The sequence below is a fragment of the Pseudomonas sp. R2-60-08W genome (assembly GCF_003852335.1).
Taxonomy (GTDB): Bacteria; Pseudomonadota; Gammaproteobacteria; order Pseudomonadales; family Pseudomonadaceae; genus Aquipseudomonas.
Genome location: NZ_CP027731.1, coordinates 2,764,140 through 2,787,136, shown reverse-complemented (window position 1 = coordinate 2,787,136; position 22,997 = coordinate 2,764,140). Strand labels below are relative to the sequence as shown.

Below are 22,997 nucleotides of genomic sequence, written 5' to 3'. Positions count from 1 at the left end.
TGCAGGACGATGATCAGCCCGCATGGAGAATGTTATGGACACCACCACCCCGACACTTGAAACCCTATTCGAACAACTAGGCCTGGATTCCAGCCAGGAAGCCATCGAACGCTTCACCGCCGAACACCGTTTGCCGGATGACGTCAAACTCATCGACGCGCCGTTCTGGAGCGAGCAACAAGCGGCCTTCCTCAGGGAACAATTGCATATCGACGCCGAATGGGCGCCTGCGGTCGATGACCTCAACGCCCTGCTGCACGAGTCTCCCGCCGCTTGATGCAATGCAGGCTGCCTGATTGCTCCGGCGCATCAGCGCTTGCCAGGCAGCCTTGCATTCCTGCGCCTCCTCACGGCTGGTGAAGGTGGTGCCGCGTCGTATCGTTATCGCCCTGGCTTTGCACCTTGCGGTTTGTAGCCCAAACGCAAACCACCCCAATGGCGCCCCTGGACCATGATCGGCACCGACAAGTCGTGCATCAGCTCGCCGGTATCGCGCGTGTAAGTCTGCAGCAACATGGGCTGTTGATGGCTACCGCAGCGTATGCCGGTACGGTCGTCAAACTTGCGCTTGGTGCGGTTCTGCACTGCGTCCACTTGGTCATCCCCGGTCAAGGCGTGGGAAAACACTTTGTTATGCGTCGGCACGTAGCCCTGTTGGGTGCAGGCGATCGCAAACACCAAGCCTTCATGACGTGGCAACAGCGCCTCTTGAATGGCGGGCAACACCTGGTCGGTGTAAGCGTCAAACCGGGTTTTATATTTGCTCGGGCGGGTGTTCGCAATCGGCGTGTAGTTGCGGTCAAACAGATCCTCGAGGCTGATCCGGCGGCTCAGCGCATCCGCCTCGAACTGTTCGGCAATGCGCCTGGCGCCTTCGCGAGCCAAGTCGTAGATACGCTGGTGATAGTCATCCAGGCCGACTTGCGCCAGGCGTTCGCTGATGGTTTCAGCCTGCCCTTCCATTTGCACAGCGGCGTCGGCGAGCTGGCGGGTTTGCTGATCGCTTACCGTGAGGTCGCTGCGCATCTGCTCCACGGCGTGGAACAAGCTGTCAAGTTGCGTGCGATTGGTGTCGGTGCCCTGGGCGATTTCACTGACTTGGGTTTCCACATCCGCCGCCAGGCTGGCGATGCTCGCCAGGTGTTCGCCTGCAGATTCCACCTGTTTAACACCGGTGTGCAGGTCCGCCGACAGTTGGCGAATCCGCTCCACCACCTGGGCGGTACGTTGCTGGATGTCAGCGACCATCACCCCGACTTCATCCGTGGCCGTGGCCGTACGGCCAGCGAGGCCGCGTACTTCATCGGCGACCACGGCAAAGCCACGCCCATGTTCACCGGCCCGCGCCGCCTCGATCGCCGCGTTCAGCGCCAGCAGGTTGGTCTGGCTGGCAATAGACTGGATCACCAGCGTCACACGCTGGATTTCCTCGCTGCGCTGGCTCAAGGCTTCGATCAGCTCGCGGCTGGCATCGGCACGCTGGCTGAGTTGATGCATGCGGGTGATGGACTGCACCAGCACTTCCCGGCCTTCACTGCTGCGCTGATGGGCTTGGCTGGCCGCGCCCAACGCCTGGCGGCTGAGCTGGGAAGTGACCTGTTCGGTGCTGATCATCACTTGCGCGCTGCTGACGATCTGTTGGGAGGCGCCGAGTTGCGATTGCACACGCGCCGCCAGCTGCTTGACCGAATAGGCCACGCCCGCAGCGGAGAGTGCATTATGGCTGGTGGTATAGGAAAGATCGCGCGTCAGCTCGCCAATCGCATCGCTGGCCGCAGCGTGCGCCACCCCAGGCTTGGGACTTTTCAGGCGGGGTAGCCAGATCACCAGCAAGGCCAGCGGCAGGCACACATAGAGCGGCAAGCGGGTAAACGCGAGGCCCAGCAGTAGCAGCACCAGGACGGCGCTCTGCGCGAGCGGTGTGAGCCAGCCGGGCAGCACGCGCGCCACCGATTGCGGTGGCACTGCTGCGCCCGTCAGAGATCCGTCTCCAGCCATTGTCGTTACCCCGCTGCTTGTCGTTATTGTGTCTGCATTAAACGCCACTATCGGGCCATTATCCATGGGCCTTTAGTGCAAGTGCATGCAGTAGATCAATAACCAGGGCGTAACGAATAATTCTTTGGGGAGCCGGGCATGCGGCCCCCCGTGCAGCGCATCAGGCTTGACGCTGGTGCTTGTCGATCTGCTCGTGGCGCTCTTGCGCTTCGATGCAGTATTTGGTGGTGGGGCTGATCAGCAGGCGCTTGAGGCCGATAGGCTCGCCGCTGTCATCACACCAGCCAAAGGAATCTTCCTTGATACGTTCCAGGGCACGCTCCAGTTGCGGCAACATGCGCTGGTCGCGATCGATGGCATTGACCAGCCAGGTGCGCTCTTCTTCCACGGAAGCAGCGTCAGCCGGGTCGGCAGGCGTGTCCAGGCTTTCAATGGCGATACGGTTCTGTTCAATGCGCTCGTGGTGTTCCACTTTCATGTCTTGCAGCAACTTCTCAAAAAAAGCGTGCTGTTCGGCATTCATGTAGTCATCCGCCGGCATGGCCAGCAACTTTTCCTTTGTCATTGATTTCTCTATAAAAAATACGTGCATTAAGGCGAATAAGGGAGCGTTCCGGCCGACCTCTGCAGGTCTCGGAAAGGCGCCATCCGTTCCAAGCGCCACCCGGCACTCAATTTACGAGGGGCGGCAGTCTAAGGCCGACTTGAAGGCGCAGCAACTGAAATGACAGGCATTTTTCCCGATCAACCCCCAAAAGCACCAGGACGGGCTTGGCGAACGGTCATCGGAGTGCGTTTATAGCAAGAAATTCAGTCCAGGTGAGCTATATAGAAGACAAACGGTTGAACAAGCTGGCGCATTACTCAATGTGGGAGGGGGCTTGCTCCCGATTGCGGAGTGTCAGTCGCCATCTGTTTGACTGAGCCACCGCAATCGGGAGCAAGCCCCCTCCCACATTTGACCGGTGCTGTCCTCAATATTGTCTCAACGCTTGAGCTTGCGCTTGTTGCGATATTGGTCGATCACTACCGCCACCACGATGATCAGCCCTTTGATGATGTCCTGGATATACGCATCCACCCCAACAAAGGTAAACCCACTGGCCATCACGCCGAGGATCAGCGCGCCGATCACGGTGCCGGTGATGCGCCCTACCCCGCCCGCCAGGCTGGTGCCGCCGATCACTGCCGCCGCGATTGCGTCCAGCTCATAGGACATGCCCATGCCGGCCTGGCCGGTCGCCGCACGGGCCGAGGCCACCACGCCTGCCAGGCCCGCCAGGAGGCCGGCGATGCTGTAGACGATGATCAGGTGCCGCTTGACGTTGATCCCCGAAGTACGCGCCGCCTGCATGTTGCCGCCAATGGCGTAGGTGTACTTGCCGTACTTGGTGTAGCGCAGGGCGATATGGAAAATCACCGCCACCACCAGGAAGATGATCACCGGCATCGCGCCATGGCCGATGGCCGTGTACGAGTCCGACAGCATGCTCACCGGCTGGCCTTCGGTGTAGTAACGCGCCAGGCCACGGGCCGAGACCATCATGCCCAGGGTCGCAATGAACGGCGGAATCCCGGTCACCGCGATAATACTGCCGTTGATCGCCCCCGCCAGCAGCCCCACGCCAAGGCCCATCGCCACCGGGATCCACACCGGCAAATCGGTCAGGGACGGAAACACCGCGCGGGAAAAATCGGAAGTCTGCGCCAAACTGGCAGCGATCATCGCGGACAAGGCCAGCACCGAGCCGGACGACAGGTCGATGCCGGTGGTGATGATCACTTGGGTCACGCCGATGGCCAGCAAGCCGATGATCGACACTTGCAGGATCATCAGCACCAGGCGCTGGGAGTTCATCAAAAAGCTCTGGTCGCGCACGATCCAGCCGAACAACTCAAACACCAGGCCGATGCCGATCAGCACCAGGAAGATGCTCAATTCAGTGGGCATGCGTCGACGGTTCTTGACCGGTGCCATCGCCGGCTTGTTGTCTGTTATTGCGTTCATAGCCAATTACCTTCTTATTCTGGAGTCAGTGGACCACGGTCATACCGGAGGCCAATTGCATGACTTTTTCCTGGGTGGCCTCAGCCCGATCCAGGGTGCCCATCAGTTCGCCTTCGTGCATCACCATCACCCGGTCGCTCATGCCGAGCACTTCGGGCAGTTCCGAGGAAATCATGATCACCGCCATGCCCTCGCTGGCGAGGAAGGCGATCAGGCGGTAGATCTCGGCCTTGGCGCCCACATCGATGCCACGGGTCGGCTCATCGAGGATCAACAGTCGCGGGTTGGTCATCAGCCAGCGCGCCAGGAGCGCCTTCTGCTGGTTGCCGCCGGACAAGGTATCGATGCACTGTTCCAGCGAGGGGGTTTTCACTCGCAGCTTCTTGCACATGTCTTCGCACAAGGCGCGCAGGGCTTTCTGCTGGATGAAACCGTTGCCCGAATAGTGCGGCAACACCGCCATTTCCATGTTCTCCAGCACCGACAGGCACGGGAACAGGCCGCTGAGCTTGCGGTCCTCGGTCAACAGCGCAAAGCCCTTCTCGATGGCCATGTGCGGGTCGCTGATGCGCACCGGTTTGCCGTCGAGGGTGATCTGCCCGCTGCTGCTTGGGGTGATGCCGAAAATGGTTTCCGCCACGTTGGTGCGGCCCGAGCCCATCAACCCGGCGATGCCGAGGATTTCGCCGGCGTGCAGGTCAAACGAAACGTCCGTGAAAACACCGTCCAGGCTCAGGTTGCGCACCGACAGCAACAAGTCGCCGATTGGCGTCTCGCGTACCGGGAACAACTGGCTCAGCTCACGGCCGACCATCATCGAGATCAGGCTGTCGCTGTTCATCGTGTCGGCACGCTGCAAGCCGATGTACTGGCCGTCGCGAAACACCGCCACTTCATCGGCGATGGCGAACACTTCGTTCATTTTATGCGTGATGTAGACGATGCCTTTGCCCTGGGACTTGAGGTCGGCAATGATCGAAAACAGATGGGCGACTTCCTTCTCGGTAATCGCCGAGGTCGGTTCATCCATGATCAGGATGTCGGAGTCATAGGACACGGCCTTGGCGATCTCGACCATCTGCCGCTCGGCGATGCTCAGGTTGCCGACCTGTTCTTCCGGGTCGAGGTTGATGCGCAGCCGCGCCAGCAGCTCGGCGGTACAGCGGTGCATTTCGCGGTGGTTGACCATGTGCAGGCTGTTGAGCTGCTCACGGCCGATCCAGATATTCTCGGCGATGCTCATGTGCGGCATCAGGTTGAGTTCCTGGTGGATCATCGCAATCCCGGCCTTTTGGGCCGCCAGGGGCGTTTCAAACACAATCGGCTTGCCGCGCAGGCGAATTTCGCCGGCATCGGGCTGATAGATGCCGGCGATGATTTTCATCAGCGTCGACTTGCCCGCACCGTTCTCGCCCATCAGCGCCAGCACCGTGCCGGGGCGCACCCGCAACTGCACATCGTCCAGGGCCACGACGCCGGGAAAGCCTTTGCTGATGTTGAGAATTTCCAGCAGGTAGGGTTCGTCCTGCGCCAGCGGCTGGATACCCGGCGGCTGCGAGACAGTGGCATGAGCGAGCATAGGAAGGTACTCCATCTGCAGGGCGGCCGTGACCGCCCTGCCGGCTTAGGGTTGTGAGGTCAGGGCTACTTGAAGTCTTTGACGTTGTCCGGCGTGATGAGCTTGAACGGGATCACCACGTTCTGCTCCACCGGCTCGTTCCTGGCCATCTTGCGCGCCGCTTCCACCGAGCCCACGGCTTGGCCCTTGGCATCCTGGAACGCCGAGGCGGCCATCTCACCCTTGGTGATTGCGTTGAGGCCGTCCGGCGTGCCGTCAACCCCGGCGATCAACACGGTGCCGGGTTTGGTGCCTGCCGATTTGAGCGCCATGGACGCGCCAATCGCCATCTCGTCGTTGTTGGCCAGTACGGCATTGAACTCACGGCCCTGGGTCAGCCAGTCGTTGACCAGGGTCATGCCCCTGTCGCGCAACCAGGTACCCGTCTGTTCCTGCTCGATCTTGATGCCCGGGTAGTTGGCCAGCACTTCCTTCACGCCCTTGGTGCGGTTGGTGGTGGAGTTGTTCGCCAGGTCGCCGAGCAGGATCACGATCTTGCCCTTGCCGCCGAGTTTTTCGGCGATGTACTGCATCTGCAGCTTGCCGGCTTCAACGTCATCGGACGTCACCGCGACCACGTCCTTGGGCAAGTCTTTCTGGTCGGGACGGCGGTTGACGAACACCAGCGGAATTTTCGCTGCGGTGGCGGCCTTGATGATGTTGGCTGTCGAGGCGGTGTCCACCGGGTTGACGATGATGGCGTCGACTTTCTGGCTGATAAAGTTCTCGACCTGGCTCAATTGCTTGACCACATCGGCGCGGGCGTCTTCGAACTGCAGTTGCACGCCGTCGCCCTTGGGATAGGACTTGGCTTGCTTGTCCATGTCTTCACGCAGGTAGGTGAGGAAGGTGTCATCGAAGGCGGACATGCTCACGCCCACCTTGATGTCGGCGGCCGTGGCGACGCCACTGGCGAGGAGCATCGACAGGGCCAGCGCGGTAAAACGAATCGGGGTCTTCATGAACGGTCTGTCTCCACTTTCTTGTTGGTTTTATGGACGTTGCGTTTATCAGCGCTCGGCGGGCACCCGCACCACCGGCGCGCCTGGAATGCAGCAGACCAGCGCGCCCTGGTTTTCGACGCACAGCACATTGAGGAAGGAGAAGTAGAACGGCCGGGCGCGGGGCAGTGCGCGTGGCGTGTGGGCAGGGCGTAAAACTCGCAGTACAGCGTTGAAGATTTTCATCTGACGGTACCTGGTTGTTTTTGATCTTGTTTTTGTTGAGTCGCCGGGGTCGAGCCCAAGACGTACTTTATGCAACCTGGAAAAGACTTTATTGGAAAATAATTTCCATATCAACCTGTTTTAGAATTTTATTCTATTTTTGTTGAAACCACCTGCTGGCGCTCGGCGCTGAGGCGTGCGGCGTCCAATATACGGGTGGTTTCCAGCGCGTCATAGGCGTCCACGGGCAATGAGCCCTGGCCTTGCACCGCCGTTTGCAACTGCCGATAGAACTGGGTCCAGCAGCCCTTTTCAGAGGGCACCCTTTCACGCTCCGGCCCCTGTTCGAACCAGCCCCAGCGTCGATGTTCTTCCGCGCCCCAATGATCGCCTTCGGTTTTCGGCGACTTGCCGGCCATCAATGCTTCTTCCTGGCCATCCAGCCCGTCCACGGTATAGCAACCCAAGGTGCCGCTGACGCGAAAACGCGGAGCCTGGCAGTTCTGCAGGGCGTTGCCCCACAAATGGGAGACCACCCCGTTGGCGTGGGTCAGGGACACGAAGAAGCCGTGATCGACGTTGGGGTGCTCAGGGGTGAATTGCAATTGCGCGAATACCTTGTCCACCGGGCCGAACAATTGCAGCGCCTGGTCCACCAAATGGCTGCCGAGGTCGCGCAACCAGCCGCCGCCGCTGGCATTGCCCACTGCCTGCGGGCTGTAGCGTTCGACACGGGACTCGAAACGGGTGATCTCACCCAAGGCACCGGCATCGATGAGTTTGCGCAGGGTCAGGTAATCCGAGTCCCAGCGCCGATTCTGGTAGACGCTGAGTAGCGTGCCTTGGCGTTCAGCGGCGGTGATCAAGGCCCGGGCCTGCTCGGCGTTGGCGGCGAAGGGCTTGTCGCTGACCACCGCCACGCCATGTTCGATGGCTTCCAGTACCAGCGCCGGGCGGCCCTTGAGGGTGGTGGAGATGACCAGGGCATCGACGCCGGCTTCGACGATCTGGCCGATGCTGTCGAAGGCCTTGACCCCTGGCAGATCGGTATTCAATTGCTGACGACGCTCGGGTGAACGGGTCACCACCCCCACAAACGTGGCGCCCGGCAATGTTGCAATCAGTGGCGCATGAAAAAAGCGCCCTCCATGGCCATAGCCGACCAGTCCGATTCGCATAACTCACTCCTTACTTGAAGTGGAACCGAATCAAATGTGGGAGGGGGCTTGCCCCCGATAGCGGAGTATCAGTCACTAAATCTGTACCTGACACACCGCCATCGGGAGCAAGCCCCCTCCCACATTGACCCGGTTGCACCTGTGAAATTGTGATCAGCCGTAGAAGTGTGGGCGATCCGGCAGGCTGACTTTTACAATCTGCCCACTGCCCTGCGCTTCAATACACGCATCCGCCGCCACCGCTGCCGCATAGCCATCCCACGCCGACGGCCCGCCCACTTGCCCGGCCCGCACGCTGTCAATGAACGCCTGCAATTCCACGTCATAGGCGCCGATAAACCGGTCCTTCCAATCCATCAGAATCGCATTCGACAGCTTGGCCTCGCTGCGCAGTTGCACCTGGGAAGGCTCGGGCAATTTGGCGATGCCGCTCTCCCCCACCACTTCGCACTGAATGTCGTAGCCGTATTGGCAGTTGACGAACACTTCGACGTCGATGCGCGTGCCCTTGGCGGTCTCCAGCAGCACGATCTGCGGGTCGCGCAGGTGGGCCAGGGCTTTGCTGGTCTTGCGCGGGAACACCACCTGCACCGAGACGTAGTCGTCATTGAGCAGCCAACGCAGTACATCCAGTTCGTGAATCAGGGTGTCGGTAATCGCCATGTCGGTCTTGTAGTTTTCGCCCACCGTCGGGTTGCGATGCGCGCAGTGCAGCATCAGCGGCTCGCCGATCTGGCCGCTGTCGATCACGGCTTTCAAGGCGCGATAGCCTTCGTCGTAAGGGCGCATGAACCCGACTTGCACCAGACGTTTACCGTGCGCCACTTCGGCCTCGACGATCCTGCGGCAGCCTTCGGCGGTCACGGCCAGGGGTTTCTCGCAGAACACCGGTTTACCCGCAGCGATGGCGGCGAGCACGAACTCCTCGTGGCTCGGCCCCCACGAGGTCACCAGTATGGCTTGCACCTGCGGCGAGTTGATCAGCGCGTGACCATCCGGGTATACCTCGGCGTCCAGCTTCAACTCGGCCACCACCTTAGCCGCCTGTTCCAGGTTGATATCGGTGACCGCCACCACCTGGCTATTGAGCAGGGTCTGGCTGCAACGACGAATATGGTCACGGCCGATGGCACCGGTACCGATCACTCCAAGCTTCAACGACATACAAACACTCCTCTTGTTATTAGTACTGCCGGGCCTTGGCCAGGTGTTCATTGAGTTTTTTCGCGGCGGCGTTGGTGCGTTCGCTGGTGGACACCTGCGCCACGCCCACCCGCCACCACGACAGGTAGCCATGGACCATGGTCTTGGGCAGTACCTTGATATCGATCAGGGTCGACACGGTTTGAGTACGCGCATCGGCCAGAGCCGCTTCAAGCTGTTCCACGCTGCTGACCTTGTAGGTCTTGCAGCCGTAAGCCGCCGCGCTCATGGCGAAATCCACCGGTACCAGGCCGCCGTCGAGCTTGCCGCTCTCGGGGTTGCGATAGCGGAACTCGGTGCCGAAGCTGTCCATGCCGTTACCGATCTGCAGGTTGTTGATGCAACCGAAGGCCATGTTGTCGAGCAGCACCACGTTGATCTTGCGGCGCTCCTGGATCGAAGTGGCCAACTCCGAATGCAGCATCATGTAGGAGCCATCGCCGACCAGCGCGTACACCTCTTTGCTCGGCTCGGCCAGCTTCACACCAAGGGCGGCATTGATCTCGTAGCCCATGCACGAATAGCCGTACTCGACGTGGTAGGTGTTGACGCCCTTGCTGCGCCAGGCGCGCTGCAGATCGCCGGGCAGGCTGCCGGCGGCGGCGACGATGATTGCGTCATCGGCGAGCGTCGCGTTGAGCACGCCAAGCACTCGGCTTTGGGTCAGGCATGAGCCGGTCAGCTCGATGAATTCGCGCAGTACCGCGCGGTCCAGGTGGTCGTCGACTTCCGGCACGAAGTCATCACCGTGGTATTCGACCTGATGCACGCGGTCCACTTCGGCATCCAACTGCGCCTTGGCGTCAGCAATCTGCTCGCCCCAGCCGGAACGGTAATCACCGAGGGCATCGGCCAACGCTTCGAGGGCAACCTTGGCGTCGGCCAGCACTTGCACGCCGTCGAGTTTCAACGCATCGCCGGGGCAAATATTGAGGTTGAGAAACTTTACTTCGGCGTGCTTGAACAGGGATTTGGACGACGTGGTGAAGTCGGTATAACGGGTGCCGATGCCGATGATCAGATCCGCCTCGGGTGCCAGCAGGTTGGCCGCCAGGCAGCCGGTCTCACCAATGCCGCCAACGTTCAGCGGGTGGCTTGAAACCACCGCGCTCTTGCCCGCCTGGGTTTCGGCGAAGGGAATCTCGAAGCGCTCGGCGAAGGCCTGCAACGCGGCATTCGCGCCGGAGTATTTAACCCCGCCACCGCAGATGATCAACGGTTTGCGCTTGCCGCTGAAGGCCGCCAGCGCATCGCCAAGCATCGCGGCGGTGGCTGGGCGACGCTCAATACGGTGCACGCGCTTTTGCAGGAAATAGTCGGGATAGTCCCAGGCTTCAGCCTGCACGTCCTGGGGCAGGGCCAAGGTCACCGCGCCGGTGTCGGCGGGGTCGGTAAGCACGCGCATGGCCTGGATCGCCGCCGTCATCAGTTGCTCGGGACGGTTGATGCGGTCCCAGTATTTACTCACCGAACGGAATGCATCGTTGGTACTGATGCTCAAGTCGTGGAACTGTTCGACCTGTTGCAGCACCGGGTCCGGTTGACGGCTGGCATAGACATCGCCCGGCAACAGCAGCAACGGAATACGGTTGGCCGTCGCGGTCGCCGCAGCGGTGAGCATATTTGCCGCGCCGGGCCCGACCGATGCGGTACACGCGTAGATCTTGCGCCGCAGGTGCTGCTTGGCGAAACCGATGGCAGCGTGGGCCATGCCCTGCTCGTTACGGCCCTGATGCACTACCAGGTCGCCGCTGTCCTGCTCCAGCGCCTGGCCCAGGCCCAGCACATTGCCGTGGCCGAATATCGTGAACACGCCGGCGACGAATTTGCTCTGCACGCCATCGACTTCGATGTATTGGTTATCCAGGAACTTCACTAGGGCCTGGGCCATGGTCAGTCGGGTTGTGGTCATGTCGCACCCCTTAACGTTTTTTCAGGTGGGCGATGCTTGCCCCCAAGGCCTGCTGGATATCCGCCAGCTCATGCACACTTGTGGCAAACGGCTCGAACGACAGGTAGCCGCTGTAGCCAGTGCTGAGCAAGGTGTCGATCTGCGCGGCGTTACCGAGGATGTCGCCCTCGCCCACCAGTACGCGGTGGCCGTCGCGGATCGAATTGAGCGGCGCCTCGGCATCTTCCACGCCGGAGATGTGCACCAGCCCGGTCAGCTCAGGGAAGAACTCGTGCTCGCCGGCCAAGTGATGATGGAAGGTGTCGTGCACCAGGCGGAACACATCCAGGCCGCCGATGGACTGGATCGCGTCCACCGCCACGCGCTTGCGGCGCATGGCGCATTCTTCGAAGCCCAGCGGTTCGATAAAACCGAGAATCCCGTGCTCGCGCAGGATCGGCGCCAACTCGCTTAGCGCGGTGCGCAAACCGGCGGCGCGCTGGGCTTCGTTGCGGATGTCGCCCGGCTCGTTGAACGGGCACATCACCAGGCCTTGCGCGCCACATTCCCGGGCATAGGTGGCCAGCTCGATCGCTTGGGCACGGCGCTCGTCATTCCATACATCAAAGGGGTACAAGGCGTTGATCGACAGCACCGTGATGCCCTGGGCCGCGCACAGTTGGCGCACGCGGCTGGCCGGGGCGCCGTATTCGATCTGGCGGTCCTTGAGGTCATTGCGGATCTCGATGGCGTCGCACTTCAAGGCCACGGCCAACTGGATGAAATCCGGCAGGGACAGGTTGGGCGCGACCATGCGGTTAAGGGCAAAACGTAACGGCGACTTCATTGTTGTTGTTCTCCATGCAAAACCGTTCAGAGGTCCAGCAGCCAACTGTGCTGCGGGTCGTTATGGAAGTGCCAGGCGCGCTTGGGGCCGGCCATCACGTTCAGATAATACGACTCGTAGCCGTACGGCACGCTGACCGGGTGATAGCCCTTGGGCACCACCACCAGGTCACTGTTTTCCACGGCCATGGCCTGGTCGATGCTGCGATCGTCGGTGTAGACCCGCTGGAACACGAAGCCCTGGGGCGGGTTGACCTGGTGGTAGTAGGTCTCCTCCAGAAAGCTCTGGTGCGGCAGGTCATCAAGGTCGTGCTTGTGCGGCGGATAGCTCGACGAATGCCCGGACGGCGTGCGCACTTCCACCACCAGCAGCGAATGGGCCGGCTCGCTGTCGGGCAGGATGTCGCACACGTAGCGGGTGTTGGCGCCCTTGCCACGCACGCTGCGCTTGCACTGCTCCGGGCGGATCAGGCGCGGTGTGTAACCGTTCGCACCAGGCGCGGCGCAGACAGCGATCTGCACGTCGCTCAAGGCGCTGACCTGGGCCTGGGTGCCCGGCGGCAGGTAGGCGGCGAACGGGGATTTGTCCTCGAACACCGATTGACGGTCCCCCAGGTTCTGCCAGTCGAAGCCCTCACCTTCGATATTCACCCGGCCGCTGAGCAGCACCAGGCACAGCTCTTTATCGCCGGCGCTGACCGGCAGGGTTTCGCCCAGGCTCAAGCGATAAGCGCTAAAACCCACATACTCCAGGCGCCCGGCTTCCAGGGCGACCATGGTTTGCCCACGTTTATTGCTCTTGACCAGCAAGCTCATGGTTAAGTCCTCTCGTTGAGCAGCGCACGCAAGGTGTCATAGCCCTTTTTTGCATAGATGTAGCTGGGCGCCACGGCCGGGTCCTGCTCGGCCTCGACCACCAGCCAGCCCGCGTAGTTGGCGGCCAACAGCACATCGAGCAATTCGGCAAAGTCGATATCGCCATCGCCGGGTACGGTGAAGGTGCCGTTGACGATGCAGTCGGGAAAGCTCCACATCTGGTTGCGCGCCAGTTGCACCAAGGGTTTGCGCACGTCCTTGAAATGCACATGGCAGATGCGCGCGATGTGTTTGCGCAGCACCTCAAGGGGTTCGCCGCCGCCCATGTAACAGTGGCCCGAATCGAACAGCAGGCCGACTTCCGGGCCGGTGCGTGCCATCAACTGATCGATATCCTCGGGCGATTCGACATAGGCGCCCATATGGTGGTGGTAAGCCAGGCGCACGCCCTGGGACAGGGTGAACCGCGCCAGTTCTGTGAGTTTGTCGGCGTAGGCCTGCCACGCCTGTTCACTGTGAAAACGCGGGCGTTCGATCAAACGGATGCGCGAGCCCTGGATCGAATCGGCCACTTCGCCATACACCAATACGCTCGCGCCGTTCTGTTTGAGCAACTCGACGTGGCCGGCGATGGCCTCGATTTCTTCAGCCACCGAACGCCGCGCCAGGCGGCTGGAATACCAGCCGGACACCAGCGCCAGGTCGTAGGGACGCAGTACGTCGCCGACCCCTTTGGCGTCCTTGGGAAATTTGCCGTTGAGTTCAAAACCTTCGTAGCCGATGTCCTTGCCTTCGCTCAAGGCGGTGCTCAGCGGCGTTTCACCGCCGAGGGCCGGCAGGTCGTCGTTGCTCCAGGAGATCGGGTTGATGCCAATTCGGATTGCGGGCATGGCTGCACCTTTTATTGTTTTCAGGTATCACTGAGATCTGCTTCTGCTTTATGTGGGAGGGGGCTTGCTCCCGATAGCGGTGTGTCAGGCAACACTCCTGTAACTGAACTATCGCTATCGGGAGCAAGCCCCCTCCCACATTGGAATTGCATTGCATATTTGGAACTGTGATCAGGTTCGGGCGCTGCGCCAAGCGTTGATGAGCTGTTCGAAGGTAGCCTGTACCTGCTGAATCAGGACTTCATCATCGATCTCCCCCGCCATCCACGCGCGGCTCGGTTCCTGGAAGATCGTGCGGCCCACGGCAAACCCTCGGCAGGTCGTGCTGCGGCTGGCTTGCCGGAAGCCGTCGGCGAGGCATTCGGCCGAGGCGTTCAGGCCCAACAGCACCACACCCCGGCAGTACGGGTCACGTTCTTCGATCAGTTCGTCGAGCTTTTTCCAGTCCTCGGCCGATTGCGCCTCGATCTTCCACCACGCCGGGTAGATGCCCAGGTTGTACAGGCGCTTGAGGCTGCGGTAGAGCACGTCGGGATAGGTCGAGGGGTGATCCTTGGGCGGGATGACCTCCAGCAGCAGTTCATGCCCGCTGACAATCGACGCCTCGTACACCGCCTTGAGCTGCGCTTCCTGTTCCAGGCGCAGCAGCGGCGCGTCATCGGGATGAAATTGCACCAGGCACTTGATGATCTGTTCCTGAGGCCAGGCGATCAGGTTGCTGCCGATGGAGCGGCCATGTTCGAACGCCAAGGGCCGCGAGTTCTGGACTTCCACCGGGCGGGCGATCCACCAGCCCCGGCCGCTGGCCGCGTTGAGCGCGTCCTGGCCGAAGCGCTGGTCGGCGAGCAGGCCGACGTCGGCTTCAATGCCCTGATCAGCCAGTTTTTTCTCGACGCGTTCGATGGCCTGAATAAACAGTTGCTTGGCATCACTGATGCGCGCCAGATCCTGGCCGCCGCGTTGAGCCAGATCCACCAGCTGCCAGCGGTGGTCGAAGGCGAACACGAACAGTTGCTTCCAGGTTTTGCGCGGCACACTGACACGATGCAGGCGTTGCAGGGTCGCGTCCTGGTCCGGCCGGGTAATCGGCACCGGGCTGTTGAACAGGTATTCCAACTCGACAGGTGTGGGCATGGCCGGCGCGCAGGCGTGGCGCGACACCACCAGGCCGCCGCAGGCATTGGCCAACTGGCTGCAACGCTCATCGGTTGCGTCGTTGAGCCAGCCACTGAGGAAGCCCGACATAAACGCATCGCCGGCGCCCAACACATTGAGCACTTCCACGCGCACGCCGGGGTAGATCGCCCCGTCTTCCAGGCGCCCTGGGATAGCGCCATGGATCACCGTGCAGCCCTGTGGGCCGAGCTTGACCACCAGGGTCGCGGACGTCAGTTCACGCACTTTGCGCAGTGCGGCGAGCAGGTCTTGACTGCCGCCGGCGATCAGAAACTCTTCTTCCGTGCCGACGATCAGGTCGAAGCGCGGCAGGATCTTCTGTACATGCTCGCTGACCTGCTGGTCGGCGACGAAACGGGTCTCGCCATCGGCCTTGCCGGCCAAGCCCCACAATACCGGGCGGTAATCGATGTCGAGCACGCGCTTGACGTTGTGCCGGGCCGCGTAGTCCAGCGCCTGGATGCTGGCCTTGTACACGCCATCGGTAGAGAAATGCGTGCCGGTGATCAGCAGCGCCTTGCTGGAGGCAATGAAGGCTTCGCTGATGTCTTCGGCGCGCAGGGCCATGTCGGCGCAGTTTTCGCGGTAGAACACCAAGGGGAAGGTTTCACGGTCCTTGAGGCCGAGCAGCACCAGGGCAGTGAGGCGTTCCGGGTCGACCTTGACAGCGCTGACGTCGCAGCCTTCACGGGCCAGGGATTCCAGGAGGAAGCGGCCCATGTGGTCGTCGCCCACGCGGCTGAGCATGGCCGACTTGAGCCCCAGCCGTGCCGTGCCGAAGGCGATATTGGCGGAGGAACCGCCGAGGTATTTGGCGAAGCTGGACACGTCCTCAAGCCGCGCCCCCACTTGCTGCGCATAGAGGTCGACGCCCAGGCGTCCGAGGCAAATCAGATCCAATTGACGCCCACTGGCAAAACGAGTCTGGCCCATGCTGGCTCCTGTTATTTTTATCAGCCTGCGTTGTGCCGCCGTGGCGACGGCAAACGCTCTTGGTGGGAGCAGACTAGAACGTCCGGCGGCCGCAATCAATATTTATTCCATAATTATTTTTAGTGGAATATTTTTTCCAATAAGCCAGCATAATGCTGCGGCAGCCGTCGTGCATCGTTTCAGCAGCCCAGGCGGGCCGTGATGCCGAGGTATTTTTTTGCGCCTACCCTGTAGACTTGCGCCACCCATCAGCGCACCAGACGAACACGCCAGAAGGATTGCCCATGTCCCGCACCGATCCCGAGACCCACCTGGAAGATACGATCGCCAGCCCTCCGATCAATGCCGAACGCCTGTTGCAGCTGATCACCGACGAATACGAAAGCCTGCCGCGCCAACTCAAGCGCATCGCCAGCTACATGAGCCAGCAGAGCGACCGGATCATGGTCGACCGCATCAGCGACATCGCCCGTGAATGCGAGGTGCATCCCTCGGCCATCGTGCGCTTCTCCCAGCGGTTTGGTTTCAGCGGGTTCAGTGAGATGCAGGCGCTGTTTCGCGAGGCGTACACCCACAAGACCACACCGGTGCAGAACTACCAGCAACGCATCCGCAGCATGATCGCCAACAAGTCGCAGAAGGCCAGCGGCGGCGACCTGGCGCGTGAGTGCGTCAACGCGACGCTGTCCGGCATCGAACGCCTGGGGATGGAGCTCGACGACGTGGCCTTCGACAAGGCCGTGGACCTGGTGGTGAATGCCGACAATATCTACGTGGTCGGTGTGCGCCGCTCATTCGCGGTGGCCGACTACCTGGTTTACAACCTGCAGCACACCAACAAGCGCATCCACCTGATCTCGGGCCTGGGCGGCAGCTACCGCGAACAGATGCGCAGCGTGCGCGCCAATGACCTGGTGATCGCCATCAGCTTCACGCCCTACGGCAAAGAGACCCAGCACTGCCTGCGCATCGCCCAGCATCACCAGGCCAAAACGCTGATCATCACCGACAGCAACCTGTCGCCCCTGGCCAAGCGGGCAAATGCAGTGTTGTTGGTCAATGAAGGTTCATCGTTCGCCTTCCGCTCTTTGAGCGCGACGTTGTGCCTGTGCCAGGCATTGTTCATTGCGGTGGCGTATCGCTTGGAACTGAAGGTGGATGAGATTCACGAGCAGGTCGGGTTCGACGACTGAAGCGGGGCTCACCGCAAACCAAATGTGGGAGGGGGCTTGCTCCCGATGGAGGTGTGTCAGTCGCTTGCAGCATCGACTGTTCCACCGCCATCGGGAGCAAGCCCCCTCCCACATGGGACCAAGTAATGCTCGGGTTTAGTGCATGAAGATTGCGATCAGGATGATCAACGGAATTGGAATGCCGAGGAACCACAGCAGTAATGAGCGCATCATGTTCTCCTTGAATTAACGAACGTAGGTTTCGGTTTCGACGTACACCACAGCATCGCGGCGGCGACCGCCGAAGGTGGCGGCGAAGCTGGCGAAGAACGCGCCGATCAGCAGGGCGACGAAGGTCCACAGCGACGTGTAGGCAGCCACTTTGGCGGCCGTGTCAGCGGCTTGCTTGGCTTTGACCTTGGCATCTTCGATGGCTTTGCGGGCATCGCCATACACCTTGTCGATACGCGCTTCGGCATCGGCCTGGCTGAGGTTGGTGCGCTGGCTGATCAACTGGGCCAGGTAGGTACGGTCTTCCGGCGCCAGTTGGCCATCATTGCTCAGGGTGCGGGCGAAGATGCGACCGACCACGGCATGGGCGGCGTCATCGCTGACAGCTGCAGGGCGATCGTCGCGGAACAGGCTGTCGACGTAGTAGCCAAAATCACCGCTGTGTGCGCCTTTTGCTGCGTTGCCGGCGGCTTGAGTCATGCTGCTGGCGGCACCCGAGGCCACGCTGGCACCGGCTTTCACGCCGCCGCTGACCACACTGCTGACCGAACCGACCACCAGCATCGCCGTGATCAGCGTCGCCACTGCCCAGGCCAGGAACCCGTGGGCGGTGTCGCGAAAGTACACTTCATCGCCATGCATGTTGGCCCACTTCACGCGCAACCGGCCAGCAATGTAGCCGCCCAGGCCCGACGCGACGATTTGGGTGAAAGCCAGCCAGACAATCGTGGAAATGCCAAGCCCCTTGGCACTCATGCCGCTGTCGGCCCACGGCGATACCGCCGAAAAGCCCAGGCCGAAGCCCAGCAGCACCAGGATCAGGGACAGCGCAGCCGCCGCAGCGGCACCAGCAAAAATCGCCCCCCAGGAAACCCCGGAGAGCGCGCTCGACTCTTGCAGCGTGGATGAGGATGTGATCATTGTTGTTTTGCTCCAGGCATGAAAAATAGTGTTACAAGTCTCAAAAAGGACAGTGCAGGCAGCGTGCCAGCGTAAACAAAAAATAAAATCCTTATATTTCAGCAAGTTAACTAAATTGAACTTCCTAAAGTCATGCAAGTTGCAAGAATTGCTTATAGAGAGCGGGCGTTATGCATTCCCTGTGGGAGGGGGCTTGCTCCCGATAGCGGTGTATCAGTTAAGCATTGACAAAATGACCCACCGCTATCGGGAGCAAGCCCCCTCCCACACTGAATTGGGCAAGGCTTGGAAGTACCGGTTTCGCGTAGATGAAGTTTTATTTAGGAAACATTCAGCAACTTCTTGGCAAAATGTCCGCACTTCTAGTGTGAACGCTCACCAGGTAATCCTATGACCCGCATTTTGACCATCGAGGATGACGCCGTAACGGCCCGCGAGATCGTCGCCGAGCTGAGTAGCCATGGACTGGACGTAGACTGGGTGGACAATGGCCGCGAAGGCTTGGTCCGTGCTGTGAGTGGTGATTACGATCTGATCACCCTCGACCGCATGCTGCCCGAACTGGATGGCCTGGCCATCGTCACCACCCTGCGCACCATCGGGGTGTCGACGCCGATCCTGATGATCAGCGCCCTCTCCGATGTCGACGAACGCGTGCGCGGCCTGCGCGCCGGCGGCGATGACTACCTGACCAAGCCCTTTGCGTCCGATGAAATGGCCGCCCGCGTCGAGGTACTGCTGCGGCGTAAAAGCACGGTCAAGGAATTCGAAACCGCGCTGCGCGTGGCCGACCTCGAATTGAACCTGATCAGCCGCGAAGCCAGCCGCGCCGAGCAGCCGCTGAGCCTGCTGCCCACCGAGTACAAGTTGCTGGAATTTCTGATGCGCAACACCGGGCAGATCCTGTCGCGGATGATGATCTTCGAGGAAGTCTGGGGTTATCACTTCGACCCCGGCACCAACCTGATCGATGTGCATATCGGTCGCCTGCGCAAAAAAATCGACCCACCGGGCCTGCCGCCGCTGATCCGCACGGTACGAGGCTCGGGCTATGTCATTGCTGAACCCCTCTAAGGGCTGGCGCTCTTCCAGCAGCCGCCTGCTGGCGCTGTACAGTTCGCTGTTCGTGGCGTGGAGCTGCATCCTCATGGGGGTGCTGTATTACGAGGTGTCGGGGTATCTCAGTGACCTGTCGCGCCATTCGCTGATGCAGCGCCAGCATTTGTTCCAGCATTTCGACGGGGAAGAACTGGTAGACGCACTGACCACCAGCATGACTTTCGACATGAAGGGCGTGGATGCCTATGGCCTGTTCGACGAGCAGTTTCGTCCCTTGAGCGGGCCGATCCACGCAGTACCGCCCGACCTGCCCCTGGATGGCAAGATCCACGCCCTGGCCAACTGCGTCGACTCCGATGACCCGAAACTGCCCAAGGACAGCTGCGACGCCGTCGCCACCCACACCGAAGACGGCCGTTGGCTGGTGCTGGTGCGCGCCAACGGTTCGTTGTTCGGGGTGACCCGGATTATCTGGCATGCCCTGCTGTGGGCCGTGTCATTGACCATCATCCCTGGCGCCGCCGGCTGGCACCTGCTGCGCCGGCGTCCGCTGCGCCGCATTCGCGGGATCCAGGCGAGCGCCGAAGCCATCGTCGCCGGCGACTTGACGCACCGCCTGCCGCTCTCCGACCGGCGCGACGAGCTGGACATGCTCGCGGCCATCGTCAACGCCATGCTCGACCGCATCGAAAAGCTGATGAACGAGGTCAAGGGCGTGTGCGACAACATCGCCCACGATTTGCGCACCCCGCTGACGCGCCTGCGCGCGCAGCTGTACCGCATCAAGCAGCAAGCCGAGGAAGACTCGGCCCATGCGGTGAAACTCGATGACGCGATTGCCGAAACCGACACGCTGATGGCACGTTTTCGCGGATTACTGCGCATTTCCGAACTGGAAGACCACCAGCGTCGTTCAGGCTTTTTGCTGATGGACCCACTGCCGCTGTTACGCGAACTGCACGACTTCTACCTGCCCCTGGCAGAAGAAGGTGAGTTGGAACTGGTGCTGCAGACCCCGGATTCACTGCCCTGGATTACCGGCGACCGCGCCCTGTTGTTCGAGGCCCTGGCCAACCTGCTGAGCAATTCGATCAAATTCACCCCGCCCCAAGGCAAGGTAATCCTGCGTGCAGTCAATGACCTGGGCAGCACGCGGATCGACGTCCTCGACTCCGGGCCGGGCATTCCGGCCGCCGAACGCGCTTCGGTGTTCCAGCGCTTTTACCGGGTCGATGAAAGTGATCAACAAGGCGGCTTTGGCCTGGGCTTGTCGATTGTCGCGGCGATCATCAACCTGCACGGCTTCAAGCTGGAAGTCGGCACCAGCGAACTGGGCGGCGCACGGCTTGTGCTGGAATGCCGCCAGCAACTGATGCCGGAATAATTAACTGAATGAACACAGATCCAAATGTGGGAGGGGGCTTGCTCCCGATGAGGGTGTGTCAGCTACAGATAAACTGACTGACATACCGCAATCGGGAGCAAGCCCCCTCCCACACTACAGCACAGCCCCCATCGCCTTGATCAACACCGGGTCGCGCGCGTAGATATCCGGCGCGTACACCAGGCTGCCCTGGCGATCCACTTCCACCGTCCAATAGCCCAGCAGCACCGGTACCGGCGTGGCCAGCCTGAATTCATGGGTCACGCCGGTGGCCAGCAACTCGTCGGTGCGCGTACGCTCGGCCGGGCTGACCAGCAGGTCGCGCAATAACAACGGTTGCTCAACGCGCACGCACCCCGAACTGAACGCCCGTGGCCCCTTGGTAAACAGCGGCTGGCTCGGCGTGTCGTGCAGGTACACCGAATACGGGTTGGGAAAGCGCATCACGATCTTGCCCAACGGGTTACGCGGCCCTGCCTCCTGGCGCAGCAGAATATTGCCAGGGTGAGCCCAGTCGATCTGCTCGGGTGCCAGCGGGTGCCCTTCGGCGTCGAGCACTTGCAGGTTCTGCTGGCGCAGATATTCCGGGTTGAGGCGGATGGCCGGCAGCTTGTCCTCGCGCATGATGGTGGGTGGAATGGTCCACGTGGGGTTGAGGGTCAACCGCGTGATACGCGACTTGAGCAACGGCGTCTGGCGCTCGGCGCGGCCCACTTGCAGGCGGGTTTGCCACACTGGAATACCGCTCTGGTACACGCTCAATTGCGCGGCTGCGACGTTGACCACCACGCCTTCGGGCTCCAGGTCCTGGGCCAGCCAGCGGAACCGCTCGAGGTTGATGCGCAACTGGTCGCGGCGCATCGCCGGGCTGATATTCAGTTCAGCCACGGTGCCGGCGCCGATCACCCCGTCGGACTGCAAGGAATGGCTGAGCTGGAAGGCCTTGACCGCAGCGACCAACTCGACGCGGTACTGCTTGGCGCTGCCCTTGGGTTCCTGGGTCAGGTAACCGCCGCTGTAGAGCCGACGCGCCAGTTCCGGCACCCGTGGGTCTTCCATGCCGGGGCGCAACAGCGGCCCGTCGCCGACCGCCTCCCAATGCGGCAACGGCTGCTGGCGCACGCTGGAATAAGCGTTACGCAGGCTGCGATACAAATCCGCGCTGGGCCGCGCCTGGTCGAACGCCTGGGCCATGTCCCGCAGGCCGGTGGCGGCGAAGGCAAGCAACGCGGTGTTTGGATCGACGGCCGGCGGCTGGGCGTGCCACAGCGGTTCGAAGCGCGACTGCTGCAGGCGCCCGTAATGCAAGTCCTGCAGGGCTTGCAGGTACTGCTGGCTGACTGCGATATCGCTGCACAGCACATTGGCCGTGGCATCTGCGGTGGGCAAGCTATAGTGGGTGGGGTCCAGGCCATCGTCGGCCAGCATCAGCAGTTGGCTGTGCAAGGCTTGCCGGCGCGCGTCGTCGGACCACAGCGGCGTGTCGCCCTGCTGCTGGTAAAAGGCTTGCAGACGCAATTGTGCGGTGGCGTCGATACGCGGTGCGAGCTGCGGGCAGACACTGGCCAATTGCGCCAAGGCTTGTTGCAGCGGCGCCAGGTCAACCGGTGCAGGCGTCGTGACCGGCAATGGTTCCAGCGGCAGCGTTTCGGCTGTGGCGACCAGTGGTGTAACGAGCAGGCAAATGCTCAAGTAACATGCGTGTTTTTTGAACAATTGCTTAGCTCCACTCCACAGCGGGAGAATCGACTGTAGATGCTGACTTTTATCCGCCGGCTCGGCATCACCAAGCTGGGCTTGATCACCGGGAGCCTGGCGTTACTGAGCAATGTTGCGCTGGCCGCCAATGGCCCCCCTCCTTCTTTGTATAGCAGCCTGGCGCGCTCGGCTCCAGAACTCAATCCCATCGTGCTCAAAAGCGCCTTGAACGCGGTGCAGTGCGCGGTCAGTAATGGCGAGGAACGTTCTGATCGCCTGGCGGTGATTGACTACTCCCAGCCCTCGACCGCCCGTCGGCTGTGGATCTTCGACCTGCGCAAAAAGACTTTGGTCCTGCGCGACCTGGTGGCCCACGGTGCCAAATCCGGTGAAAACTTCGCCACCGCGTTCTCCAATCTCGAAGGCAGCCACCAGTCCAGCCTGGGCCTGTTCCGCACCCAGGAAAGTTACCTCGGCACCCACGGCTACTCGCTGCGCATGGACGGTCTGGAGCCCGGTTTCAATGACCTGGCCCGCGACCGCGCCATTGTGATTCATGCCGCCGACTACGTCAGCCCGTTGTGGAGCAAGCGCGAAGGCCGTATCGGCCGCAGCCAGGGCTGCCCGGCGGTGCGCCCGCAAGTCGCGCGCCAAGTGGTGGACAAGCTCAAGGACGGGCAGTTCATGTTCTCCTGGTACCCCGACCAACGCTGGTTGAAGTCTTCGACCTATCTCAATTGCAAACCCCAACAGGTGGCGAGTAGTCGTACAATCCGTGGCGGATAGCCTGTCCCCACAGATAAAAGAGA

21 protein-coding genes and 1 pseudogene are annotated in these 22,997 nt (G+C 61.4%); 6 read left to right on the top strand and 16 right to left on the bottom strand.

Translation table 11 applies throughout. The features are described 5' to 3' along the window. The first annotated feature begins 34 nt into the window (after nt 1-34). On the top strand, nt 35-277 hold the full coding sequence (locus tag C4J90_RS12590; RefSeq protein WP_124362708.1) for a DUF2789 domain-containing protein: 243 nt from the start codon (nt 35-37) through the stop codon (nt 275-277). Here C4J90_RS12590 and C4J90_RS27425 read toward each other — a convergent pair. The 14 genes and pseudogenes from C4J90_RS27425 to iolC form a co-directional block, all read right to left on the bottom strand. Further along, nucleotides 243-436: pseudogene (locus C4J90_RS27425) on the bottom strand (hypothetical protein). The gene C4J90_RS12590 and the pseudogene C4J90_RS27425 overlap by 35 nt on opposite strands. Beyond that, nucleotides 382-1,614: a methyl-accepting chemotaxis protein gene (locus tag C4J90_RS12585; RefSeq protein WP_372237500.1), complete on the bottom strand. Its 1,233-nt coding sequence runs from the start codon at nt 1,612-1,614 to the stop codon at nt 382-384. Before C4J90_RS12585 ends, C4J90_RS27425 begins: the two are co-directional and overlap by 55 nt. Before the next feature lie 544 nt (nt 1,615-2,158). Next, entirely contained in the window at nt 2,159-2,563 is a 405-nt protein-coding gene (locus tag C4J90_RS12580) for a TraR/DksA C4-type zinc finger protein (RefSeq protein ID WP_003191666.1), read from the bottom strand. A 420-nt stretch (nt 2,564-2,983) separates the two neighbouring features. Beyond that, nucleotides 2,984-4,006 (bottom strand): ABC transporter permease, encoded by a 1,023-nt coding sequence (locus tag C4J90_RS12575; RefSeq protein ID WP_124362706.1) that lies wholly within the window; start codon nt 4,004-4,006, stop codon nt 2,984-2,986. A 25-nt stretch (nt 4,007-4,031) separates the two neighbouring features. After that, nucleotides 4,032-5,585: a sugar ABC transporter ATP-binding protein gene (locus C4J90_RS12570; RefSeq protein ID WP_124362705.1), complete on the bottom strand. Its 1,554-nt coding sequence runs from the start codon at nt 5,583-5,585 to the stop codon at nt 4,032-4,034. Nucleotides 5,586-5,650: 65 nt separating this feature from the next. Then, a complete protein-coding gene (locus tag C4J90_RS12565; protein WP_124362704.1) occupies nt 5,651-6,586 on the bottom strand; it encodes a sugar ABC transporter substrate-binding protein in 936 nt (311 codons plus the stop codon). A gap of 48 nt (nt 6,587-6,634) precedes the next feature. Continuing rightward, complete coding sequence (locus C4J90_RS26895) at nt 6,635-6,811, bottom strand: hypothetical protein (protein ID WP_163001556.1); 177 nt, start codon at nt 6,809-6,811, stop codon at nt 6,635-6,637. A gap of 128 nt (nt 6,812-6,939) precedes the next feature. Next, the gene (locus C4J90_RS12560; protein ID WP_124419934.1) at nt 6,940-7,968 is read right to left on the bottom strand and encodes a Gfo/Idh/MocA family oxidoreductase; all 1,029 of its coding nucleotides are present in this window, start codon (nt 7,966-7,968) and stop codon (nt 6,940-6,942) included. Between the two features lie 153 nt (nt 7,969-8,121). Continuing rightward, nucleotides 8,122-9,132, bottom strand: coding sequence for a Gfo/Idh/MocA family protein (locus C4J90_RS12555; protein ID WP_124419933.1), 1,011 nt, complete (start codon nt 9,130-9,132; stop codon nt 8,122-8,124). 19 nt (nt 9,133-9,151) lie between these two features. After that, nucleotides 9,152-11,083, bottom strand: a complete 1,932-nt coding sequence (gene iolD, locus C4J90_RS12550) for a 3D-(3,5/4)-trihydroxycyclohexane-1,2-dione acylhydrolase (decyclizing) (RefSeq protein ID WP_124419932.1) — start codon at nt 11,081-11,083, stop codon at nt 9,152-9,154. 10 nt (nt 11,084-11,093) lie between these two features. Next, nucleotides 11,094-11,909: a TIM barrel protein gene (locus C4J90_RS12545; RefSeq protein ID WP_124419931.1), complete on the bottom strand. Its 816-nt coding sequence runs from the start codon at nt 11,907-11,909 to the stop codon at nt 11,094-11,096. A 26-nt stretch (nt 11,910-11,935) separates the two neighbouring features. Next, nucleotides 11,936-12,724, bottom strand: a complete 789-nt coding sequence (gene iolB, locus C4J90_RS12540; protein ID WP_124419930.1) for a 5-deoxy-glucuronate isomerase — start codon at nt 12,722-12,724, stop codon at nt 11,936-11,938. A gap of 2 nt (nt 12,725-12,726) precedes the next feature. Continuing rightward, the gene (iolE, locus tag C4J90_RS12535; protein ID WP_124419929.1) at nt 12,727-13,614 is read right to left on the bottom strand and encodes a myo-inosose-2 dehydratase; all 888 of its coding nucleotides are present in this window, start codon (nt 13,612-13,614) and stop codon (nt 12,727-12,729) included. A 171-nt stretch (nt 13,615-13,785) separates the two neighbouring features. Continuing rightward, complete coding sequence (iolC, locus tag C4J90_RS12530) at nt 13,786-15,723, bottom strand: 5-dehydro-2-deoxygluconokinase (protein ID WP_124419928.1); 1,938 nt, start codon at nt 15,721-15,723, stop codon at nt 13,786-13,788. Between iolC and C4J90_RS12525 the strand changes: the two genes are divergently transcribed. Further along, nucleotides 15,722-15,925, top strand: coding sequence for a hypothetical protein (locus tag C4J90_RS12525; protein ID WP_124362696.1), 204 nt, complete (start codon nt 15,722-15,724; stop codon nt 15,923-15,925). The two genes, iolC and C4J90_RS12525, sit on opposite strands and share 2 nt — an antisense overlap. A gap of 82 nt (nt 15,926-16,007) precedes the next feature. Next, the gene (locus tag C4J90_RS12520) at nt 16,008-16,916 is read left to right on the top strand and encodes a MurR/RpiR family transcriptional regulator (protein WP_124362695.1); all 909 of its coding nucleotides are present in this window, start codon (nt 16,008-16,010) and stop codon (nt 16,914-16,916) included. Between the two features lie 225 nt (nt 16,917-17,141). Here C4J90_RS12520 and C4J90_RS12515 read toward each other — a convergent pair whose 3' ends face one another. Continuing rightward, nucleotides 17,142-18,047 (bottom strand): hypothetical protein, encoded by a 906-nt coding sequence (locus tag C4J90_RS12515; protein WP_124362694.1) that lies wholly within the window; start codon nt 18,045-18,047, stop codon nt 17,142-17,144. 390 nt (nt 18,048-18,437) lie between these two features. On the opposite strand from C4J90_RS12515, the gene C4J90_RS12510 reads away from it, so the two are divergent. Beyond that, complete coding sequence (locus C4J90_RS12510; protein WP_122539638.1) at nt 18,438-19,121, top strand: response regulator transcription factor; 684 nt, start codon at nt 18,438-18,440, stop codon at nt 19,119-19,121. Beyond that, a complete protein-coding gene (locus tag C4J90_RS12505) occupies nt 19,099-20,490 on the top strand; it encodes a HAMP domain-containing sensor histidine kinase (RefSeq protein ID WP_124419927.1) in 1,392 nt (463 codons plus the stop codon). Before C4J90_RS12510 ends, C4J90_RS12505 begins: the two co-directional genes overlap by 23 nt. Before the next feature lie 114 nt (nt 20,491-20,604). On the opposite strand, the gene C4J90_RS12500 is transcribed toward C4J90_RS12505, so the two are convergent. Next, nucleotides 20,605-22,206 (bottom strand): murein L,D-transpeptidase, encoded by a 1,602-nt coding sequence (locus tag C4J90_RS12500; RefSeq protein WP_124419926.1) that lies wholly within the window; start codon nt 22,204-22,206, stop codon nt 20,605-20,607. A 39-nt stretch (nt 22,207-22,245) separates the two neighbouring features. Here C4J90_RS12500 and C4J90_RS12495 point away from each other — a divergent pair, with 39 nt between their 5' ends. Beyond that, entirely contained in the window at nt 22,246-22,974 is a 729-nt protein-coding gene (locus C4J90_RS12495; RefSeq protein WP_124362691.1) for a murein L,D-transpeptidase catalytic domain family protein, read from the top strand. Nucleotides 22,975-22,997 lie beyond the last annotated feature (23 nt).

What these genes read in the sequence shown, in the direction of transcription:
- C4J90_RS12590 (WP_124362708.1), top strand. Translation starts at nt 35, where the DNA reads ATGGACACCACCACCCCGACACTTGAAACCCTATTCGAACAACTAGGC.
- C4J90_RS12585 (WP_372237500.1), bottom strand. Translation starts at nt 1,614, where the DNA reads ATGATCAGCACCGAACAGGTCACTTCCCAGCTCAGCCGCCAGGCGTTG.
- C4J90_RS12580 (WP_003191666.1), bottom strand. Translation starts at nt 2,563, where the DNA reads ATGACAAAGGAAAAGTTGCTGGCCATGCCGGCGGATGACTACATGAAT.
- C4J90_RS12575 (WP_124362706.1), bottom strand. Translation starts at nt 4,006, where the DNA reads ATGAACGCAATAACAGACAACAAGCCGGCGATGGCACCGGTCAAGAAC.
- C4J90_RS12570 (WP_124362705.1), bottom strand. Translation starts at nt 5,585, where the DNA reads ATGCTCGCTCATGCCACTGTCTCGCAGCCGCCGGGTATCCAGCCGCTG.
- C4J90_RS12565 (WP_124362704.1), bottom strand. Translation starts at nt 6,586, where the DNA reads ATGAAGACCCCGATTCGTTTTACCGCGCTGGCCCTGTCGATGCTCCTC.
- C4J90_RS26895 (WP_163001556.1), bottom strand. Translation starts at nt 6,811, where the DNA reads ATGAAAATCTTCAACGCTGTACTGCGAGTTTTACGCCCTGCCCACACG.
- C4J90_RS12560 (WP_124419934.1), bottom strand. Translation starts at nt 7,968, where the DNA reads ATGCGAATCGGACTGGTCGGCTATGGCCATGGAGGGCGCTTTTTTCAT.
- C4J90_RS12555 (WP_124419933.1), bottom strand. Translation starts at nt 9,132, where the DNA reads ATGTCGTTGAAGCTTGGAGTGATCGGTACCGGTGCCATCGGCCGTGAC.
- iolD (WP_124419932.1), bottom strand. Translation starts at nt 11,083, where the DNA reads ATGACCACAACCCGACTGACCATGGCCCAGGCCCTAGTGAAGTTCCTG.
- C4J90_RS12545 (WP_124419931.1), bottom strand. Translation starts at nt 11,909, where the DNA reads ATGAAGTCGCCGTTACGTTTTGCCCTTAACCGCATGGTCGCGCCCAAC.
- iolB (WP_124419930.1), bottom strand. Translation starts at nt 12,724, where the DNA reads ATGAGCTTGCTGGTCAAGAGCAATAAACGTGGGCAAACCATGGTCGCC.
- iolE (WP_124419929.1), bottom strand. Translation starts at nt 13,614, where the DNA reads ATGCCCGCAATCCGAATTGGCATCAACCCGATCTCCTGGAGCAACGAC.
- C4J90_RS12525 (WP_124362696.1), top strand. Translation starts at nt 15,722, where the DNA reads ATGCTGGCTCCTGTTATTTTTATCAGCCTGCGTTGTGCCGCCGTGGCG.
- iolC (WP_124419928.1), bottom strand. Translation starts at nt 15,723, where the DNA reads ATGGGCCAGACTCGTTTTGCCAGTGGGCGTCAATTGGATCTGATTTGC.
- C4J90_RS12520 (WP_124362695.1), top strand. Translation starts at nt 16,008, where the DNA reads ATGTCCCGCACCGATCCCGAGACCCACCTGGAAGATACGATCGCCAGC.
- C4J90_RS12515 (WP_124362694.1), bottom strand. Translation starts at nt 18,047, where the DNA reads ATGATCACATCCTCATCCACGCTGCAAGAGTCGAGCGCGCTCTCCGGG.
- C4J90_RS12510 (WP_122539638.1), top strand. Translation starts at nt 18,438, where the DNA reads ATGACCCGCATTTTGACCATCGAGGATGACGCCGTAACGGCCCGCGAG.
- C4J90_RS12505 (WP_124419927.1), top strand. Translation starts at nt 19,099, where the DNA reads ATGTCATTGCTGAACCCCTCTAAGGGCTGGCGCTCTTCCAGCAGCCGC.
- C4J90_RS12495 (WP_124362691.1), top strand. Translation starts at nt 22,246, where the DNA reads ATGCTGACTTTTATCCGCCGGCTCGGCATCACCAAGCTGGGCTTGATC.